The sequence below is a fragment of the Corallococcus sp. CA041A genome (genome assembly GCF_003612075.1).
GTDB lineage: Bacteria > Myxococcota > Myxococcia > Myxococcales > Myxococcaceae > Corallococcus > Corallococcus exiguus.
The window spans coordinates 1-19,679 of record NZ_RAWF01000121.1; the positions used below are offsets into that span (position 1 = coordinate 1).

The following is a 19,679-nucleotide window of genomic DNA, read 5'->3' on the forward strand; positions in this document are numbered from 1 at the left end:
GCGGGGTCCATTTCAGAACCTGTGCAGCCCCCAGCGTCGTGGCGAGGCCCGATCGTCACCGACCGTCAGCCTCCTTCCTCTCGCGTCCGGGGGTGGACAGAGCGCCGCGTCCTCGGGGCGGGAATGCAGGCGGAGCGGATCCATCCACCAGCGGATGCACACCGCGCGTGGCACCCCAGCGCACGCTCGGCAGCAGGGCGGAAGGCGGTTAGGGTGGCGCCGCCTTCACAGCGCGGGAGCAATGCCATGAAAGCAGTGCGCTTCTCGGCCTTCGGGCCGCCTTCCGACGTCGTCCAGGTGGTGGAGGAGTCCCCCGCGCCGCTGAAGCCCGGCGAGGCGCGGTTGGCCGTGCTCGCCACGCCCATCAACCCGTCCGACCTGCTCACCCTCTCCGGCGAATACGGCGTGCTGCCCAAGCTGCCCGCCACGCCCGGCAACGAGGGCGTGGGCCGCGTGGTGGAGGTGTCCGGCTCAGACACCGTGGCCGTGGGCGACCTCGTGTTCCTCCCGCTGGGCGCGGGCACCTGGCGCACCCACCTCACCGCGCCCGCCGCGCAGCTGCTGCCCGTGCCTCCGGGTCTGGACCTGCTCCAGGCGAGCATGCTGCTCATCAACCCGCCCACCGCCTACCTGATGCTGCGTCAGTTCGTGACGCTACAGCCCGGCGAGTGGGTGGTGCAGAACGCCGCCAACTCCGCGGTGGGCCGCTACCTCATCACCCTGGCGCAGGTGATGGGCCTGAAGACCGTCAACGTCGTGCGCCGCCAGGAGCTGGCCGACGAGCTCAAGGCCCAGGGCGCGGACGCGGTGCTGCTGGATACGGACGAACTGCCCCAGCAGGTGCGCGCGGCCACCGGCGGCGCGAAGGTGCGACTGGGCATCGACGCGGTGGGCGGAGAGTCCGCTCGCCGCGTGGGCGACTGTCTCTCCACCGGCGGCACGCTGGTGAATTACGGCGCCATGAGCGGCAAGGGCCCCATGCTGTCCGCGGCGGCCAGCATCTTCAAGGACGTCACCCTGCGCGGCTTCTGGCTGACGCGCTGGCTGCGCGATGCCCCTCGCGAGGAGCAGAACGCCACGCTCGCGCGGCTGGCGGAGCTGATGGCCGTGGGCACGCTCCAGGCGCCCGTGGACGGCACCTATCCGCTGGAGCGCATCCAGGACGCGGTGAAGCGCGCGCTGGAGCCGGGCCGCAACGGGAAGATTCTCCTCACCCCCAACCCCACGGCGTGAAGCACCCGCCGTTCACATGAAGGAACGACGACCATGAAGCGAGTCGAAGGCAAGGTGGTCCTGGTGACTGGCGGCGCGGGGGGCCTGGGCGCCGCGTCCGCACGGATGCTCGCGCGCGAGGGTGCGAAGGTGGTGGTCACCGACCGGCGCGAGGGCGAGGCCCGCGCGGTGGCGGAGGAGCTGGGCGACGCCGGACTGTTCCTCCCGCTGGACGTCACCCGCGAGGACCAGTGGGTGAGCGCGCTGGCGCGCACGGTGGAGAAGTTCGGGCGGCTGGACGTGCTCGTGAACAACGCGGGCATGGGCATCGTGAAGGACGTGGAGGAGATGTCCCTGGACGAGTGGAAGTTCGTGCACTCGGTCAACCTGGACGGCGTGTTCCTGGGCTGCAAGCACGGCATCCGCGTGATGAAGGAGTGCGGGGCCAAGGGCTCCATCATCAACATCTCCTCCGTCGCGGGGCTCGTGGGCGTGCCGCAGTTCCCCGCGTACTGCTCCAGCAAGGCCGCTGTGCGCATGCTGTCCAAGTCCATTGCGCTGCACTGTGCCTACAAGGGCTACGGCATCCGCTGCAATTCCATCCACCCCGGCTACGTGGAGACCGCCATGGTGGAGGCGCTGGCCCAGGCCGGTGGACAGGCGGAGAAGACTCGCGCGCGCATGCTCAAGGGCATCCCCATGGGCCACTTCGGTGAGCCGGACGACGTGGCCAACGCCGTCGTCTACCTGGCGTCGGACGAGTCCAAGCTGATGACCGGCGCGGAGATGGTCCTCGACGGCGGCGCCACCGCGCAGTAGCGCGGCGGGCCTCCACTCCAGGCGCCCGGGGACATCACTCCCAGGGCGCCCCGAGCAGCTCCCCGAAGCGCATGCCCAGCTCCATGCGGCCCACCATCACCTGTCCCCAGGCGGTGGCCTGCGCGGCCCAGGTGGCGGGCGTGAGCCCCAGGGTCTCGAAGAGCTTCATCACGTCCCCGCCCTGCTGCATCGCCTTGATCATCCGCGCGTAGTCCACAATCGTGGGGAAGGCGGACTCCGGGAAGAGCACCTCGCGGTCCACGTCCTTCAGCGGCACGCGGGGCTGGAGCGTCACCAGCAGGCGCTGCGCATTCACGCGGGAGAGCGTCTCCTGCTGTTCGCGCTCCACCGCCTGCCGGGCCCGGAGCGCTTCGGCCTCGCGGCGCTGGGCCTCCAATTGGCGCTCCTGGTCGCGGCGGCGGGACTCGGCCACCTGTCGGTCGATGGCGCGCTGCCGCTCGCGCTCCTCGTCTTCACGCCTGCGCTCGCGGCGCTCGCGCATCATCCGCAGCGCGCTGTGCGTGTCGTCCAGGAAGTCGCGGTGGATGTTGGCCTCCTCCTGCGGAGACGGCGTGGCGCGCACGCGCTGTTCGAAGGCGGGGAGCCACGACTCGAAGTGCTCCAGCTCCGCGTCCAGGACATCGAGGACGTGGACGTCGCGGGACTCCAGCCCGTTGCGCAGCGCCATGGCGCCCTTCGACACGGAGAGGGACGCCGTGCGCGGGCGCGTGCCCACCAGCTCCTCCGCCGCGTCCCAGAGGGCTCGCAGCCTCTTGGGGAGCGCGTCCACCGGGACGCGGTCCAGCAGCTGCTCCGTCTGGCGGTAGAGCCCTTCCGGATCCACGCGCCACCAGGTCTGGAAGCGCACGAGCGCGTCCGGCTCCACGTCGCACTGGTACTCCCACAGGCGGTCTCGCCAGGCCGCGAAGGCGGTGAGCAGGGGAGCGCGCTCGGCGGGATGGGACTGGAAGCGCCTCCACACGGCTTCGACGAACAGCTCGCTTCCGGTGAGGGAGCTCCAGGAGCGCACCACGCGGGTCAGCGGCGCTACCAGGAGGTGCTGGCCCGGCCCTTCCCAGACGGCCATCAGCAGCCGGCCGAAGTGACCGGGGTCGGGGTGCTTCTCCGTGCTCGGGCGCTCCGGAATGAGGCTCAGGTTCCGGGCCCTGGAGGGGAACATGAGCAACGCCTCCAGCAGGGCCTCGCCGCTGTTCGGGTCGCGGGCCCAGTCGTTCAGCCGCCGCTGTTCGTCCACGCCCGAATGGTGGAGGAAGCGCGCGAACGAGGAGTCCTGGAAGCACTCGGTGCGATCCTTCGTCGCGCCCCGGTCGATGGCGTGAACGGTCTCCTCCAGGAAGGCCCACATCGCCTCGGACTCTTCTTCCTCGGGGGGCTCGGGGTCGTCGCGGGGAGGCGTGGCGGCCCAGCTGAAGAAGTCGAGCGCGGTCTCCGCGGGCAGGTCGCTCAGCACCGAGCGCGCCCAGCGGGCCCAGCGCCGCTGGTCTTCCAGCCCCCATTCGCGGAAGGGGCGCCGCTTCGCGAAGGAGAGCAGCTCGTCCGCGAGCGACCCGACCGTGCGCAGCGACACGGTGAGCATCGCTTCCAGGGCGCCCTCGGGTGGAGGGGTGGGAAGTTCGCGGAGGACCTCCTTGGCGAAGGCCGCGTCCCCATCCCGCTGCAGGCGCGTGAGCAGCCGGCGTGAGCCCCACTGGCTCAAGGTGCGCCGCGCGAAGGCGGCGAGATCCGCATCGGAGGAGTCCAGCGCCTGGGCGACCTCCACCTCGTCGTGGAGACACAGCGCGCACTCGAAGCGGACGTCGGGGTCCATGCCATACAGGCCCCGGCGGAGCGCGGTGGAGACATTGTCCGGCGGCGCTTCGTGCGACGCGCGCACCCAGGCGACCGCGGCGCGTGCGGACAGCTCCTGCACGTCGAGCACCCCCAGGGCGAGGGTGCGGATCCGCTCGCGCTCCTCCTGGTTCAAACGGGGGGAGAGGCCGCTGCGCCAGCGCGTCATCGCGAGCATGGCCTCCACCGCCACGCGGCCCTCGCCGTGCAGCAGCTGGTTGCGCACGGAGTAGCGCGCCTCCTGCGACCAGGTGCCCTGATGCACCCAGGCGAGCGACGCCAGCAGGCGCAGGGTCGGATCCGGAGACTTGCTCGCCAGCCACTCCACCGAGTCCGGCATGGGACTGAAGGGCGCGAGCATCTCCTCCAGGGATGCCTCCTCGATGGGCAGAATCACCGCCCACGCATCTTCCAGCTCCCGCACGAAGCCGCGCTGGATGAGGAGGGGCTCGATGCGACGGGCGTCCTCCGCGAGGCGCTGCACCGCGCCCCACTGCCGTGCGTAGCGCGCCTCCAGCACCGCCACCTGGGCGGGCTCCAGCGCGGCGGTGCGGGCCGCCAGGGAGAAGCGGTCCACGCCGGACTTCACCAACGCCCGCGCGGAGCCATAGCGCTCCAGCGGGATGGCACCACAGAGGCAATGCGGGCACGCGGCATCAGCAGGGATGAAGCGGATGCACCCGGGGCAGCGAACCTCCGCGCCCTGGCGCACGCCGCTGTCGAGCAGGGCGGACATGCCGTGTGTCTACCCCGGTCCGGGGGTGTCGCGCACGGCCCAGGCTTCACCCAGGTGCCCTGCCCCGCCAGGCCATGGCGACCGGGCAGTCCTCTCAGCAAGACTCGCCGTCAGGCCTGTGGGACCGGGGGCTCCACCGAGGATGAAGCAGGGGCAACCGCCAGCCGCTCCCAGGCCATCCGTATGTCATTCCAGGGAGACACACACATGGGCGCATTGGACGGGAAGATCGCGGTCGTCACGGGCGGAAGCACGGGCATTGGCTTCGCCATCGCGGAGCGCTTCGCCAGCGAGGGCGCGGAGGTGGTCATCGCCGGGCGCCGGCAGCAGCGCCTGGAGGACGCGGCGGCGAAGATTGGCCGGGGCGCCCGGGGCGTCGTCACCGACGTGGGCGACGACGCGCAGGTGAAGCGGCTCATCGACTCCGTGCCTCGCGTGGACCTGCTGGTGACGTGCGCGGGTGGCGCCGTGTTCGGCGCGGTGGACAGCGTGCCCTCGCAGTCGTGGCGGGCCCTCTTCAACGACCGCTTCTTCGGCCAGCTCTCCGCATGCCACTACGCGGTGCCGAAGATGGCCCCGGGCAGCGCCATCATCCTGTGCTCCGGCATCGCGGGTCACACTGCGCTGGTGAACTACTCGGGCGGCGCGGGCCTGTGTGGCGCGGTCAACGCCATGGGCCGCTCGCTGTCCGTGGAGCTGGCGCCCAAGGGCATCCGCGTCAACGTCCTGTCCCCAGGGCTGACGCGCGACACGGATATCGACTGGGGCGTCCCGCCGGAGCAGGTCAGCGCATTCCTGGACGCGCTCGTGAGCAAGGTGCCCCTCAAGAAGCCGGGCACCGTGCACGACATGGCGGACGCGGCGTACTTCCTCGCCACGTGCGCGTACGCCACCGGACAGGTCATCGACATCGACGGTGGCTGGACCGCCGGGGCGTAGCGCTCCGAAGGACGGATGCGACAGTGCCGGAGGAGCGATAAAAATTCGCTCCGATGGGCACGCCAGACGAAGCGCGACGCGCACTGGAGTCCGTCTACGCACGCGTGGAGACGCGTGCGGCGGACATCTCCGGCTCCCATGACGGGTGGCCCTGCCGCCGCGGGTGTGACCACTGCTGCCGCCATCTGGCCGCGCCGCTCCCCATCACGCAGCAGCAGTGGAGCGACCTGGAGGAATGGCTCCGGCAGCTCCCCGCCGAGACGTTGGAGGAGATCCGCACCCGTGTCGACGCCATGGCCCGTCAGGAGGCCCGTTTCCCAATCGTGCGAGCGGGAGCCCCTTTTCAGGGATTGGCGCCCGCCGTCCCGCTGGGCGCCGGCTGCGTGGGCACCTTCAGTTCCCCGGAGATGATGCGGGCATTGAGCGCCTCCACCTTGCGCAGCGCCTCGTCCTTGCCCGGGAAGTCCAGCCGCACGGGAGCCAGCCCCATGCCGCCCTCCTTCAACCCGAGCGAGACATTCCCACCCTGGAAGCGTCCCTGGCGCTGTTCGCGGATGGCCTCGTACACCACCAGGTCCACGTGCTTCACGACGGCGGACAGCACCGCCTCCGGCGCCAGGTGGGACGGGTCGGAGTCCACGCCAATCACAGACACGGTCTTGCCCGCCTCGCGCGCCTCCTTCACGGCCTGGATGGCACCCAGGCCGTCCACGCCGGCCGCCGCGAAGAGGACGTCCGTGTTCTTGAGCAGCAGGTCCTGCCCCACCTGCTTGCCCAGGGCGAAGTCCGTGAAGCTGCCGGTGTAGTTCACCAGCACCGTGGCGTTCGGGTTCGTCGCGGCCACGCCGGCGCGGAAGCCGGCCTCGTAGCGCTGCACCAGGGGAATCTTCATCCCGCCCACCATGCCCACCCGGCCCGTCTTCGTGACGAGCCCGGCCAGGGCGCCCGCGAGGAAGCAACCCTCCTCCTCGCGGAACACCACCGTGCGCACGTTGGGCAGCGTGATGACCCGGCCCTGCGCGTCCAGCAGCGGGCTGTCCACCAGCAGGAAGGGCAGTGAGGGATTGCGCCGGGCCACCGTCTCCACGGCGTTCTCCAGCATGAAGCCCACGCCCATCGCCAGCGACACGCGCTGCTCCGCGAGCAGTTGGAGGTTCGGCTCGTAGTCCTCCGCCACGCGGCTCTGGAGGACCACCGGCGTGATGCCCAGCGGAATCATCTCCCACCCGCGCGCGGCGACGTCCGGCGCCAACGAGTCCTTCCGCTCGGACGCGGTGGTGTCCTGATATCCAGCCTTCTCGTATTTCACTCCCCCGGCCCACAGCTCCAGTCCCCGCAGGGCGGAGTCGTTGAAGGCGTGGTCGCCCCGGCCCCCCAGCCCCAGCACCAGGCCGATGGCGGGCTTGGAAGGCGCGGCGGGCGCCTCCTTCTTGCAGCCAGTAGCGACCGCCAGCAGACACACGACGAGGGGGAGGATTCGGCGGCGCGGGTGCATGACGCCGCGTAATGTACCATGCGTCTTCTGGCGCTCCCCCAGGGTGGACGATGCTCTACTACTTCAAGTGTCAGAAGTGCCTGAACACCAGCGGCATCTTCCTGGAGAGTGAGTTGCCGGGCGACATGCCGACGTGCAACCACTGCACGAAGGAAGGCGGCAGCAGCAAGGTCGACAAGCTGTCGACGATGGCCTTCTTCTTCGGCTGCTCTGACTGCAAGGGCCAATGGATGTACTCCGCGCCCAGCACCTACTCGGATGAGAAGGCGAACCGTCCGGACTGTCCAACGTGCGGACACAACCACTCCATCTTCTTCGTCCCGCTGACGACGGACGCCAACAAGGCCCAGAAGCGCAAGAAGGCCGGATTGCTCAACCCGGCGCGGCACGACGTCAGCGGCTCGCTCGACATCGCTCCGGACGCGGCGGTGCTGAACCTCAAGCGGCGGCGGCTGGACGACGGCTTCCAGGACGAGGTCCCCACCTTCAGCGTGAAGCCCGTGGAGGACGATGACGCCAAGGCGCGCATCGACACCGAGCGGGCCTACCAGAAGGTGAAGAGGCGGCGGCAGGACTACGACACGAAGTTCGGGGCACTGTCGAATGCACAGAACCCGAAGACGACGACCACGCACCCGGGCCGGGTGGTGTCACTCAACCAATACAAGACCCTGCTGACCCACCGGGAGACGGTCAACAGCACCAGCTATCCCCGGCTGAGCCAGTCCGCCCCCACGGTGGTGAACGCCGCGAAGATCGTCGGCCGCGACGCCGTCTGGGATTACCGCGAGCTGGGCCCCAACTCCTTCATGCGGCGGCTGTGCACGCTGCTCTACACCATCGACTTCGGCGGAGACTCGATGAACCCCGTCGAGCTCCAGGCCATGTGGGCGCACGGCTCGCTCTTCATCTCCTCCAACAACTACTCCTATGGGCTGGAGCTGGAGAACTCGCTGGGCACGCACGGGACGCTCAAGGCGCTGATTGGGCAGATCAAGATTGGCAAGACGGGCGCGGGGTCCATCAACTCCTCCAAGCGCAACCTGAAGAAGTCCCACACGGATCGACTGCCAGATTACAAGGCGGCCTTCGTCTCGAACACCGAGGCGGCCTATTCGGAGTACTTCCAATATCAATGGAGGTACATCTTCAAGCAGCTCCGGGCGTCGCTGAACTGCGCGAACCACGAGCTCCTCACCATCACGAAGAACGGCGACGACTACACGGCCTGGACGGCGCCCGCGGTGGCTCCGGGCCGCGTCTACCTGGTCGTGCCGGAGCAGGGCCGCGGGACCTTCACCAAGAAGGACATCCACGCGGAGCAGATGTTCTATCCCATCCTCATGAACCTGGACGCGGCGGGGCTGTTGAGCGAGTCATCCCCGGCGTTCATCGGTGGCGTGAAGACGCCCTGCCGGACCTGCTACGAGGTGCTCCAGGCGGCCTCCGGCGCGCTGGGCACCAAGCTCGTGCTGCCGACGGATGCCTCCGGACACTACTGGGAGGCGTCCGGCATGCACGTCCCGGGCACCGTCTTCCCGCCAGCCCATCAGACGATGGTGTTTGGCAAGCCGGGGTCGGACAAGATCTTCGACACGGAAGTGCCTCCGTCTCCCACGGGCCACTGACGCTCAGGCGTCATCGCCATACATGCCAATGGGGATCTTCGCCTTCACGGCCTCGATGACGGCCGCGGGGCACTTCGCCTCGGCCGCTGTCATGAGCGCCTTGGGTGATGCGTGGAGGGTGACGGCGCCCAGGGAGTACTCGACGAGCGGCACCGCCATCTTGCAGGTGGTCTTCAGGTAGAAGCGCAGGTCCAGAGCTCCCCGGATGGCCTCCACGGCGTCCTGGAGGGCGACCTCCGCCGTGCGCGCGTTGTCCGCCTGCTGATACGCGGTGATCTGCTGCTGGCTCAGCAGCTCCGCGTAGACGCCCAGGACGTGCTCGGGGAGGTAGTGCACCTGGGCCTCGCCGTAGGGGATGGAGGCCGCGTTCAGGTAGGGGGCCTTGAGGACGCCGCTCGGGAACGAAGTGCCGTCCTCCAGGACGATGTTCCGCTCCACGCCGCGCTGCTTTCCGGTGGAGCTGACGTCGGGCCGGGTGCCATTCACCCGCTCCCGCATCTCCACGAGCTTCGCGCTGACCAGATCCCAGGTCCCCAGGGTCTTCCCATTGGCCTGCGGCGCCGCGGTGCGGGGGAACTGGCCGGGATACCGGCTTTCGAGGACGTTCTTGGTGGGCAGCCCCAGGTCCCCCTTTCCCCAGCCAGCGAGCTCCGCCTGGTTGCTGATGACCACCCCCGGGCACTTGAAGGAGTCGTATTCCTGGATGGGCAGCCCCTGCAGCACGGTGAACGCCGCGTGCCAGTAGTTCTTGTCCAGCGAGGGCTCCACCGCGTCGATGCCCAGGTGGTAGTATTTGTACCTCGGGTGGATGTTGTATTTGATTTCATCCTCCACCCGCCGCGTCTTGCGGATGCAGAGCACCCGGGCGAACTCGGTGCGGATCCGCTCGGAGAGGGTGGCGACGCTCGCCTGACTCTCCGTCTTGGACAAGTGGTTGAAGCGCTTCAGGCGGGTGCCTCTGGCAATCTTGGGCATGACTCGAATCTATGAGCTGTTTCAGGCGCGGGGAACGACCTGATGCGTGGACGTGCATGGGTGTAGGCTCGGGGGTCATGACCTACCGACGCGCTCCGGTGAAGGCTCCGCGACTCTCTGGCATGGCCCTCAAGGCCATGGTCAACACGCTGGAGCGGGGCGGCGTGGGCCCGGCGCTGGTGGAGAAGTTGATGCGGGACAGCGGCATCGAGCAGTGGCGCGAGCTGTCCGCCGGCGATGCTCCGCCCATCCAGTACCCGCTGCCCCCGGGTGCGCCGCCCTCCGAATCACAGACACCGGTGGAGCAGGCCGCGCGCGCCGCCGCCGCGTCGCCCGTGACGCCGAGGCAGGAGACGGTCGCGGCGTTCGCTCGCGCCTACCGGGACGGGAGCACGGATCCGGTGGCGGTGACGCGCAAGGTCCACGAGGCGATTGAACGGCTGGACGGCGGCGCGGACCGCCTGGGGCTCTTCATCTCTCGCAAGCCGGAGGAGGTGCTGCGGGCCGCGGAGGCGTCCGCGGAGCGGCTGCGCGCCGGAACGCCCTTGAGCGTGCTCGACGGTGTGCCCGTCGTCATCAAGGACGAGCTGGACCTGGCGGGCTTCCCCACGACGCTGGGCACCACGTTCCGCACCGAGCCGGCCCAAGCCGATTCCACCGTGGCCGCCCGGCTGAAGGCCGCGGGCGCGGTCATCCTGGGCAAGGCCAACATGCAGGAGATTGGCATCAACCCCATCGGGTTGAACCCGCACCACGGCGCCGCGCGCAACCCGTGGAGTCGGGGCCATATCACCGGAGGCAGCTCCAGCGGCTCTGGGGCCGTGGTGGCGGCGGGCCTGTGCCCGGTGAGCATTGGCGCGGACGGCGGAGGCTCCATCCGCATCCCCGCCGCGCTGTGCGGCATCGTCGGGCTCAAGGCCACCTGGGGCCGCATCCCGGAGACAGGCGTGCCACCGCTGTGCTGGAACGTGGCGCACGTGGGCCCCCTGGGCCTCACCGTCGACGACGTCGCGGCGGCGTATGCGATTGTGGCTGGACCGGACGGACACGACGTCGTCGCCCGGCAGCAGCCTCCGCATCACCTGTCTGGCTATGAAGACGGGGCGTTGAAGGGCGTCCGGCTGGGAATCTGCACGCCTTATCTTGAAGACGCGGACGCGGACGTGGTGGCTCGCTGCCGCGAGGCCGTGCGCGCCCTCACCGACGCGGGCGCCACGGTGGTGGAGCTTCCCGCGCCGGACCTGAACACGATTCTCTGGACGCACAGCTGCATCATCCTGAGTGAGATGGCGGAGGCGATGCTGCCGCAGGTGAAGGCTCGCGCGTCGGTGTTCGGGCTCGACTCGCGCACCAACCTGGCGCTGGGGCGTCACTTCCGGGCCACGGACCTCATCCACGCGCTGCGGCACCGGCACCGGCTGACCCGCGAGCTGCTGGCGCTCATGGCGGACGTGGACGTCATCGTCACGCCGACGACGGCGAGCACCGCGCCCGCCATCCCCGAAGCCACGCTCCCCGCCGGAGAGTCGAACCTGCCGGTGGTGGACGCGCTGATGCGCTTCATCCGCCTGGCGAACCTCACCGGCTGCCCTGCCCTCTCCGTGCCCGCGGGCTTCGACCGCGCGGGCCTGCCCGTGGGCGTGCACCTCATGGGGCGCCCGTACGAAGAGCACCTGCTGCTGCGCCTGGGCCGCGTGGTGGAGCGCGCGACGGAGCGCCGCACGCCGGGCATCCACGTCAGCGTTCTGCCCTGACCGGGACAACTCTTCTTCTCATCTCCCGATAACCTCCTCGAACCGCGAGCACGGAAGGTCCGGGACATGTCCATCGACGGAGTGGGAAGAGGCGGAGTCCGGCAGGTGACGCCGCGCGCCGTGGAGGGACAGTCCGGCCCCGTGGCGAAGAACGCGCTCGCCCGCCCGCTGGCCGCCAAGGACGTCTTCGAGGCGAAGAGCGCCCAGTCCTCCAGCTCCGGCAACGCGAACCTGCCGCCCATCCAGTCCAACACGGGCACGGTGCAGGCCGGCACGGTGCAGCTGGATGACGCGACGAAGGTGGCTCGCGGCGCGCTGAAGATCGACTCGAACGCGGATCCGAAGACCTACGACGGCATGTACCTGGGCTCGGACGGCTACGCCTATCCGCCGGACAAGTTCTCCGTGTCGGAGGTGCCGCCGTTCAAGCCGGAGAAGCCCATCGCCTCCCCGACGCCGACGACGTACCACGTCAACGGCATCCTCACGCAGCCGCAGGGAGACGGGAACGCCACGGGCGAGGCCCAGAAGCTGGCGAACGAGACGGGCACCAACGTGGTGCCCATCTACAACGCCACGGAGGGACTGCCCGCGGACGTGACGCAGACGGGCATGGACCGGTTGGGCCTTGGCGACAACAAGGCGGCCCAGACGCTGGCGGACGCCATCTACCGGGACCTGCAGGCGGGCAAGAAGGTCAACGTCACCGGCTACAGCCAGGGTGGCGCCATCGTGTCGAGCGCGCTGCGCGACGTGGACAACCGCATCAAGGACGACATGGGCGGCTTCTGGGGGAACCTGCCCGTCCTCGGCGACGGCAACCGCGACAAGCGCGAGGCGCTGCTGGGGAACATCAACGTCTCGACCTTCGCGGGCGCGGGCAAGACGTTCCCGGACGGGCCCAAGTACACCTTCTACGTGAACAAGCAGGACCCCGTGCCCACGTGGCTGGGCACGCACGCGTTCAACCCGGTGACGGACATCGTGAGCGGCATCGCGTCCGGCCTCTTCCCCGGCATCGGCATCCTCAACGGCGGCCCGTCCACCCAGTATCCGGAAGGAGCGACCATCCACACCTTCGACTCCGCCGGGAACGGCGAAGTGTTCGCCCTGGATGGCAAGCACGGCATCGACACGTACCTGAACAACATCCAGGACGCGGTCTGAAGCCACCGGGGCGCGGTGTTCCTGCTCGCCCCGGGATCACGGTGAGGCGGGTGCCTGCTCCTCGGTCCGCACCCGGTTGGGACGGCGCTCGGGGACGGGCGCGACTCCGCCCACCCACTCCCAGTCCATGCCGTTCCACGCCTGTTCGCACCAGCGCAGGTCCGTGGCCAGCTCGCGCGCCTTGGTCCCGTGGGGGATGAGCGCCCAGCCCAGCCGGGACTGCTTGCACTCGCCGCTCTTGAACTTCAGCAGCCGGCGCTGACCCTGGGCCTCGGCGCGCTCCGCTTCCCAGAGCGCCTGGTTCCGCAGGCCGTCTCCCTGCGCGTCCACGCCGTTCCACTCACACCACGCCTGAACGTCCTTCAGTCGGACCAGCTTCGATCCCCGGGAGAGTTCCGTCACGGCCGCGACGAGAAGGTCGGGGGTGATGACACGCATGCGTTGGGGCCTCCGGTACAGCGCGGCGAAGGACTCCAACGTACAGCGTAGGAAATGGCGGAGGGCCTCAGCTCCGCCATGCGTTTGTCATGGTTCTGTCATGAAGCCCGGCATGACGCAGGCGGGCATGCGTCAGGGCTTCGGCGCGGGCTTGCTTGCAGGGGCGGGCGGTGTGGCTGCCTTGGCCTTCGAGTACGTGGCGATGCGGTTCGTCACCTCGCCCATCAGGTCATTGGGGATGGGGACGGAGAGGTTGTACTGGGCGATCTTCCAGCCGGCCGCGTCCTTCACCAGCACGCCGCTGCCGCGCGCGGGGCCCAGGTTGGGCGTGTCCAGCGCCTCGTCGAACCAGGCGACCTGGCCGTCCTTGGAGAAGAACACGTTGCGGGACACCGACTTGAACGACCACGCCTTGCCCTTGGAGAAGTAGGGCTTCGACCACGCGCGGAACTGGTCCACCGTCCAGCGCTCCTCGCCGTCCGTGCCCATGAAGACCGCGTCCGGCGTGAAGAAGGAGAAGTAGCGCGGCTCGTTGGCCACCGCCGCCGCGCGGTGCCAGTCGTCCAGCACCGTGGCCACCGCGACCTTCGGGTCGGCCGGAGCCTGGGCCGCGGCCGGAGCAGCGACGGGGTTGGCGCCGAGCGCCAGCAACAACCAGGAGACAGGTGCCATCGGGTTCACCTCGACGAAAGGGGGGTTCGCGGTATGAAGCGGCAGGCGTGCCCCCAGGTCAAGGCATGCGACACAAGGCGGTGGTGGCGTGGTGCTCGAAAGTTTTCAGGTGGGCACGGGGGATGTGCTCACGGTGATGTTGCACGGCTTCCTCGGCACGGGCCGCAACCTGCGCTCGCTGGCCGTCGCGTGGACAAAAGCCGATCCGCGCCGCCGCATCCTCCTGCCCGACCTCACCGGCCACGGCACCTCCCCGGCCCTGCATCCGGACGCGGACCTGACCACGCTCGCGCGCGACGTGGTGGACACGCTCGACGCGCAGGGCTTCACCGGCGCCGTGGACTGGGTGGGCCATTCGCTGGGCGGCCGCGTGTCACTGGCCGCCAGCCTGGAGGCCTCCGAGCGCGTGCGCAGCATAGCGCTGCTCGACATCGCGCCCGGCCCCGTGCCGGTGAACCTGTCGGACAGCGGCTATGTCCTGGACATCCTGCTGAAGGCGCCGCCGCGCGCCGACAGCCGCAAGGACCTGCGCGCGAACCTCATTGGGAACGGCCTGTCAGAGCCGCTGACGGACTGGATCCTCATGAACCTCACGCCCGACGGTGACGGCGTGCGCTGGCGCTTCGACCGCGACGCGCTCCTCCGGCTCCACCGCCGCGTCACCGGCGAGGACCTCTGGCCCGCGGTGGAGCGCCCCGTACACCCGCCCCTGCGCTGCATCCGCGGCGGGCGCAGCCGGTACGTGTCCGATGAGAGCGCCCAGCGCCTGGAGGACGGCGGCTGCCCCGTGGCCTTCCTCCCGGACGCCGGCCACTTCGTGCACGTGGACAGTCCCCAGGACGTGCTCACGTGGCTGATGGCCCCCTGATGGATACACAGACCGTCCTGCTCGTCTTCGTCGCGGTGGGGCTGGACGGCCTGGCCGGGCTTGCGGGCGGTGTGTTGTCCGAACGTTGGCTGCAACGGCGGCTGCCCGCGCTGGTGGCCTTCGCCGCCGGAACGCTTTTGAGCGCGGTGTTCCTGGAGGTGCTGCCGAAGGCGGTGGAGGCCAAGGGCGATGCAGCCTTCGCGTGGGCCTTCGCCAGCTTCGTCGTGCTGACGTTCATGGAGTGGGCCCTGGGCCATCACCATCACGACGCGGAGGCCGCCGCCGGACACGCGCACGGCCATCATCATGCGCACCCGGTCTCGCCCACGCTGCCCACCGCGCTGCTCGCATCGGATGCGTTGCACAACGTGGGTGACGGTGCGGCGGTCGCGGCGGCCTTCCTCGTGTCTCCTCAAGCAGGCTTCGCCACCGCGTTCGCGGTCATCGTCCATGAGCTGCCGCAGGAGGTGGGTGACTACGCGCTCCTGCGCGCCGCGGGCTGGACTCGCGCGCGGTCGCTGGTCGCGTTGGGCGCGGTGCAGCTCACCGCCGCGGTGGGCGCCGCCGGCGTGTTGCTGGGCACGCGGTATCTGCCCTCGCTCCAGGGCACGGTGCTGGCCATCGCCGGAGGCTCGTTCCTCTACATCGGCGCGGTGGACCTGTTGCCGGAGCTGCGCCGGGGCCCGGACTCACGCCAGCGCGTGGTGGGCTTCCTGTGTGGCCTGCTGCTCATTGGCGGACTGCACTTCGCGGAGCGGTTCGCGGGAGGCCATGGCTGAAGGGCCGCGCCCCTGAGAGGATGGGGCCATGCAAGGAAAGACCGTGATTGTCACCGGTGCCTCCGCGGGCATCGGCGAGGCGCTGGCGGTGGCCCTGGCCGGCCGGGGCGCGAACGTGGCGCTGGCGGCGCGGGATGCCCAGGCGCTGGAGCGCGTGAAGGCGAAGTGCGAAGCCGCGGGCGGCGAGGCGCTGGCGGTGCCCACAGACGTGGGCGACCCGGAGGCGTGCCGCGGCCTGGTGGAGCGCACCGTGGAGGCGTTCGGTGGCGTGGACGTGCTCGTCAACAACGCGGGCATCACCATGCACTCGCGCTTCGAGGACGTGAAGGACCTGGGCCTCTATGAGCGCCTCATGCGCATCAACTACCTGGGCGCGGTGCACTGCACCTTCCACGCGCTGCCGTACATCAAGGCGCGCAAGGGATTGCTCGTCGCCGTGTCGTCGCTGACGGGCAAGACGGGCGTGCCCATGCGCACCGGCTACGCTGGCAGCAAGCACGCCATGCAGGGCTTCTTCGATTCGCTGCGCATCGAACTGTTGGGTACCGGCACGGACGTGCTCGTGGTGTCGCCGGGCTTCGTGGCCACGGACATCCGCGCGCACGCGCTGGGTCCGGAGGGCCAGCCCCTGGGCCAGAGCCCTCGCGACGAAGCGGGCCCCACCATGGACGTGGACACCTGCGTGGCCCTCATCCTGCGCGCCATGGAGCGCCGCGAGCGCGAGCTGGTGATGACGCTCACCGGCCGCGTGGGACTGGTGCTCAAGCTGGTGGCGCCCGCGCTGGTGGACAAGCTGGCCGCGCGCGCCATCCGCGGCAAGAAGGCCTGAGGCTACTTCTCCAGCCGCGACACCATGCCCCACAGGCCGTCGAAGGTGGCGTTGCCCACCTGATGCAGGCCGAAGCCCCAGAGGAAGGCGGTCATCCACCCACCGGAGCCGCCCCACGTGGGCGCGAAGACGTCCAACACCTGGAGCCCCAGCAGCACCGCGATGATGGACATCATCCCCAGCACCGCGAGCTCCACCTTCCACAAGTCCCTCGAGCGCGGCAGGGGAATCCAATCCAGGTTCACCAGCGCGTCGGTGCTCGCCTTCGTGGATGACGGCGGCAGCGGGGAGAGGTTCCCGGTGGCGGGACCGCCGGGCAGCGGTGATGGCGACGGCTGCGGCGATTCCATGGCCGGCTGCGAGAAGGGGTCCAGCGTCACGGCGGAGGGGACGGACTCCAGGGCCAACCGGCCGCCCGTGGACACCGGGGGCGGCGGGAGCGTGACGTGGCGCGCGAAGTCCTCGCGGGCGGCGCGGTACTCCGCCGCGGCCAGGTTTGCTTCGCCCTTGTCCAACTGCTCTCGCGCCGCCGCCAGCCGCGCGTCCACCGCGGTTCGCCAGTCCGCCAGCGTGTTCAGGCCCCCTCCGGATTGCGCCTGGAGCTGCGTCAACGCCTCCTCCAGGTTGTCCACCAGCTCGCGCAGGTACAGCGCGTGCGCGGACTGGTAGTAGAGGTATGCCTCGTCCACGCTCGCGGACATGCGGGCCCGCGACCGGGCCAGCTGTTCGCCCACGCGCAGGCGCAGCGCCGCCCACTCCTCCTGCGTGAAACCGCCGGGCAGCTCCTTCGCGGTGAAGGCGTCCTCCAGGTCCGTCAGGAGGATTTCGAGGAACGCCTCGCGCGCGGTCTCCACCAGCCGGCGCGACGCCTCCAGGTCGGGCCCCGGCAGCTGCTGACGCGCGCGCAGCACGTACAGGGGCAGCTCGCCCTGGAGCCGGCGGCTCACGGGGTCATCCCCGCGCTGGGAGGACAGCGTCCGCGACTGCTGCTCCAGCTCCGTCAGCCGCGCCTCCAGCACCGCGCGGGCCACCGCCTCCAGGTCGAGCGTGCGCAGCAGTTGCACCTGTTCGGTGAAGTCCGCGGACGTGGCTTCATCATTCTGGAGCAGCGTCTCCACCGCCTTGAGCTTGCGCTCGGCGTCCAGCAGCGCCACGCCCTTGAGCCCCTCCAGCTGCCGCAGGAGCACGGACCAGAGGGAGAAGAGCTGGAGGCGCGCCTCGAAGAGGGCGAGCACGGAGTCCTGCACGACGAGCCCGCTCAGCGGCCGCTGGATGTCCGCGAGGAGCGCGTCCACCTGGCGGCGCAGCGACGCGGCCACGGTGGCCTCGCGCTCCAGCGGACGGGCGGGCACCAGCGAGAGCAGCTTCTGTCTCGCGAACTCCGCGCGGCTGCGCAGGTTCACGCGAGGGCGCACGCGCTGCACGTAGAAGCGCACCGCCGCGGACGTCACCACGCCCAGGAAGATGAGGAACGCGCCGAACAGCGCGGGCGTCTTCACCCAGACGGTGAAGGCCTGCTCCACCGCCGCGCCCTCCGGCACCAGCAGCCGCACCGTGCCGGTGTACTCGCCGGACTCCGGCAGGTCGTCCACGTCCAGGCTCAGCAGGCCGGTGCCGTAGGCGGGCACCTGGAGGATGCCTTCCTTCCCCGTGCCTTGCGGCTGGCCATCCGGTCCTCGGAAGAACCACTTCGCATCCTGCGCCTGCACGGGCGCGGCACCGTCACCCGAGCCGCCCGCCCTGCGGTCCAGTTGCACCACCGCCGCGGGCCCCACCGCGCCGCCCACGCCCGCCGTCTCCCGGAAGGTCAGCCGCACCGTGGCCTTGCCGGAGAACGGCCCCAGCGTCCAACCGCGCGCGGGGGCCACCGGATAGAACTGCACCGTGGGCGCCATCGCCACTCGCTGCACGACGAGCGGGGTGACTTCCCGCACGCCATCACCCAGGAGCACCACGCGGCCGTGGTAGTCGCCCGCCGCGGGCAGGTCCGCGGACAGCGTCACCGTCACCGGCTGCCGCACGGAGATGGGCACCTCCGCCGCGCCTTCCGTCGTGCCCACGCGCACCGTCACCGGCACCTGCGTGCCGTCCGCCGCGAGCAGCGGATCCACCAGCACCGTCACCCGCGTGACCTCCGCGCTCGCGTCGCGCGGTGACTCCGGAGACACGTCCGTGGGCGTGGGCAGCAGGTCCACGCGCAGCACCGTCTCCAGGTGGGCAGTGGACGTGCGCAGGCGCACCTGGTTGTTGGAGGACAGGCCGGCGAGGCCGAAGCGCGGCGCCGCGCCCGCGAGCATGGGCCACAGGCAGAGCACGGCGCACGCCAGTGTCACGCCCGTGGGGAGCAGGACCTTCACGGCCATGGTGCTTCGAGCGGGAAGGCTCATGCGCGCGGACGATAGCAGTCCCCTCCTCCGCGCTCGCATGCGCGTCCACGCGTTATTTCACTCCCAGCCCAGGCGGCGCAGCACGCTCCCGGACAGGCTCCCGCGGATGGCGTCCAGGGGGATGCCCTCGTCGTCCTCGGCGGATTCGTGGCCGGGGCGCGGGTCTCCGCTGTGGTGCAGCGCGACCAGCTCCAGGTCCGGCGTGAAGCACGGCGACCCGGACGAGCCCGGGTGCGTGTTGGTGCAGTACGTGACTCGCGTCTGGGAGCGGTTGACCGTCTGGAACGTGTCCAGCGCCACCTGCATGGGCCGGCCCTTCGGGTGCTGCACCACGAGCGCCAGCGCGCCGGGCTCGAACGCCGTGGGCGACGACGGGGCCAGCGGGACGAAGCCGCGCGGCCCGTCCCCCACCCGGTCCTCGCCCGGGGCGTCCTGGATCTGCAGGAAGGCGTAGTCCAGCTCGTCGCGCGTGGCCTCGCGCGGACGCGGGTGCATCAGGTCCGCCGGGCTGTGCGGACTCTGCGCCAGGCACGCCGTCACCGCGTACACCCGGCCGGGATGCACCGCGATGCGGTCCGGCAGCACCTTCAGGTCGAAGCGCACGCGCAGCGCCTCCAGCAGCCGGTGCTCGATGACGTGCGAGTTCGTCAGCACGATATCCGGCGCCACCAGGAAGCCCGTGCCCAACGCGCGGCCGCCCTCCAGCTCCACGCGGCACACGCGCCGAGACAGCGTGGTCAACCGGTCGCGCCAGGCCTGCGGCGTCAGCGCCAGCCTGGACTGCTGGACGATGCGCGCCAGGGCACTGCCGGACACGCTGCGCTGCACGGAGGACAGGTAGCCCTGCAGGAAACGGCGGATGCGCGGATGGCCTGGCGCCGCCGCTTGCGCGCCGCGCACCAGCACGTCCGTCCACCCCTCCGCCTCCGCCGTGCGCACGAGCGCCCGGGCCCGCGCCGCCCCCTCCCGTTCGACGGGGGGCACCAGGCTGCGGCCGCATTTCACCTCGACCATCCGGAGGAGCTCCTCCACCGAGGTGAACGCGCCCAGGAGAGCGTGGGTCAGTTCCTCCTGTTCGGAGCCTTCAAGCTCCATCCGTCTCCTCGCTGCCGCGCGCGATGCATCTCCGCCGT

The 19,679-nt window shown here is 70.3% G+C and carries 16 protein-coding genes; 9 read left to right on the forward strand and 7 right to left on the reverse strand.

From position 1 onward, the window contains the following. Positions 1 to 246 precede the first annotated feature (246 nt). Both D7V77_RS21810 and D7V77_RS21815 read left to right on the forward strand, forming a co-directional pair. Complete coding sequence (locus D7V77_RS21810; protein WP_120578220.1) at positions 247 to 1,233, forward strand: zinc-dependent alcohol dehydrogenase family protein; 987 nt, start codon at positions 247 to 249, stop codon at positions 1,231 to 1,233. 33 nt (positions 1,234 to 1,266) lie between these two features. After that, entirely contained in the window at positions 1,267 to 2,031 is a 765-nt protein-coding gene (locus D7V77_RS21815; protein WP_120578221.1) for a glucose 1-dehydrogenase, read from the forward strand. Between the two features lie 34 nt (positions 2,032 to 2,065). On the opposite strand, the gene D7V77_RS21820 is transcribed toward D7V77_RS21815, so the two are convergent. After that, entirely contained in the window at positions 2,066 to 4,615 is a 2,550-nt protein-coding gene (locus tag D7V77_RS21820) for a hypothetical protein (RefSeq protein WP_120578222.1), read from the reverse strand. 207 nt (positions 4,616 to 4,822) lie between these two features. Between D7V77_RS21820 and D7V77_RS21825 the strand changes: the two genes are divergently transcribed. Beyond that, on the forward strand, positions 4,823 to 5,554 hold the full coding sequence (locus tag D7V77_RS21825; protein WP_120578223.1) for an SDR family NAD(P)-dependent oxidoreductase: 732 nt from the start codon (positions 4,823 to 4,825) through the stop codon (positions 5,552 to 5,554). Between the two features lie 343 nt (positions 5,555 to 5,897). Here the strand turns inward: D7V77_RS21825 and D7V77_RS21835 are convergent, their stop codons facing one another. Beyond that, positions 5,898 to 7,049, reverse strand: a complete 1,152-nt coding sequence (locus D7V77_RS21835) for a BMP family protein (RefSeq protein ID WP_120578224.1) — start codon at positions 7,047 to 7,049, stop codon at positions 5,898 to 5,900. A 50-nt stretch (positions 7,050 to 7,099) separates the two neighbouring features. Between D7V77_RS21835 and D7V77_RS21840 the strand changes: the two genes are divergently transcribed. Then, on the forward strand, positions 7,100 to 8,677 hold the full coding sequence (locus D7V77_RS21840; protein ID WP_120578225.1) for a hypothetical protein: 1,578 nt from the start codon (positions 7,100 to 7,102) through the stop codon (positions 8,675 to 8,677). Between the two features lie 3 nt (positions 8,678 to 8,680). Here D7V77_RS21840 and D7V77_RS21845 read toward each other — a convergent pair whose 3' ends face one another. Further along, positions 8,681 to 9,652 (reverse strand): hypothetical protein, encoded by a 972-nt coding sequence (locus D7V77_RS21845; protein ID WP_120578226.1) that lies wholly within the window; start codon positions 9,650 to 9,652, stop codon positions 8,681 to 8,683. Between the two features lie 77 nt (positions 9,653 to 9,729). On the opposite strand from D7V77_RS21845, the gene D7V77_RS21850 reads away from it, so the two are divergent. Together D7V77_RS21850 and D7V77_RS21855 are read left to right on the forward strand one after the other, a co-directional pair. Next, positions 9,730 to 11,406 carry an amidase gene (locus D7V77_RS21850; RefSeq protein ID WP_120578227.1) on the forward strand — a complete coding sequence of 559 codons (1,677 nt, stop codon included), beginning with the start codon at positions 9,730 to 9,732 and terminating at the stop codon, positions 11,404 to 11,406. Between the two features lie 66 nt (positions 11,407 to 11,472). After that, a complete protein-coding gene (locus tag D7V77_RS21855; protein ID WP_120578228.1) occupies positions 11,473 to 12,573 on the forward strand; it encodes a PE-PPE domain-containing protein in 1,101 nt (366 codons plus the stop codon). 36 nt (positions 12,574 to 12,609) lie between these two features. Here the strand turns inward: D7V77_RS21855 and D7V77_RS21860 are convergent, their stop codons facing one another. Next, positions 12,610 to 13,011 (reverse strand): hypothetical protein, encoded by a 402-nt coding sequence (locus D7V77_RS21860; protein ID WP_120578229.1) that lies wholly within the window; start codon positions 13,009 to 13,011, stop codon positions 12,610 to 12,612. Positions 13,012 to 13,143: 132 nt separating this feature from the next. After that, positions 13,144 to 13,683, reverse strand: a complete 540-nt coding sequence (locus tag D7V77_RS21865; protein WP_120578230.1) for a nuclear transport factor 2 family protein — start codon at positions 13,681 to 13,683, stop codon at positions 13,144 to 13,146. An 88-nt stretch (positions 13,684 to 13,771) separates the two neighbouring features. On the opposite strand from D7V77_RS21865, the gene D7V77_RS21870 reads away from it, so the two are divergent. From D7V77_RS21870 to D7V77_RS21880, 3 genes are read left to right on the forward strand one after another with little or no spacing between them, the layout of a single operon-like run. Further along, positions 13,772 to 14,551 (forward strand): alpha/beta fold hydrolase, encoded by a 780-nt coding sequence (locus D7V77_RS21870; RefSeq protein ID WP_120578231.1) that lies wholly within the window; start codon positions 13,772 to 13,774, stop codon positions 14,549 to 14,551. After that, positions 14,533 to 15,330, forward strand: coding sequence for a ZIP family metal transporter (locus D7V77_RS21875; RefSeq protein ID WP_147452122.1), 798 nt, complete (start codon positions 14,533 to 14,535; stop codon positions 15,328 to 15,330). The genes D7V77_RS21870 and D7V77_RS21875 overlap by 19 nt, the downstream gene beginning before the upstream one ends. A 28-nt stretch (positions 15,331 to 15,358) precedes the next feature. Beyond that, the gene (locus D7V77_RS21880) at positions 15,359 to 16,159 is read left to right on the forward strand and encodes an SDR family oxidoreductase (protein WP_120578233.1); all 801 of its coding nucleotides are present in this window, start codon (positions 15,359 to 15,361) and stop codon (positions 16,157 to 16,159) included. Positions 16,160 to 16,161: 2 nt separating this feature from the next. On the opposite strand, the gene D7V77_RS21885 is transcribed toward D7V77_RS21880, so the two are convergent. Both D7V77_RS21885 and D7V77_RS21890 read right to left on the reverse strand, forming a co-directional pair. After that, a complete protein-coding gene (locus D7V77_RS21885) occupies positions 16,162 to 18,522 on the reverse strand; it encodes a hypothetical protein (RefSeq protein ID WP_120578234.1) in 2,361 nt (786 codons plus the stop codon). Positions 18,523 to 18,603: 81 nt separating this feature from the next. After that, on the reverse strand, positions 18,604 to 19,641 hold the full coding sequence (locus D7V77_RS21890) for a trypsin-like peptidase domain-containing protein (RefSeq protein WP_120578235.1): 1,038 nt from the start codon (positions 19,639 to 19,641) through the stop codon (positions 18,604 to 18,606). Positions 19,642 to 19,679 lie beyond the last annotated feature (38 nt).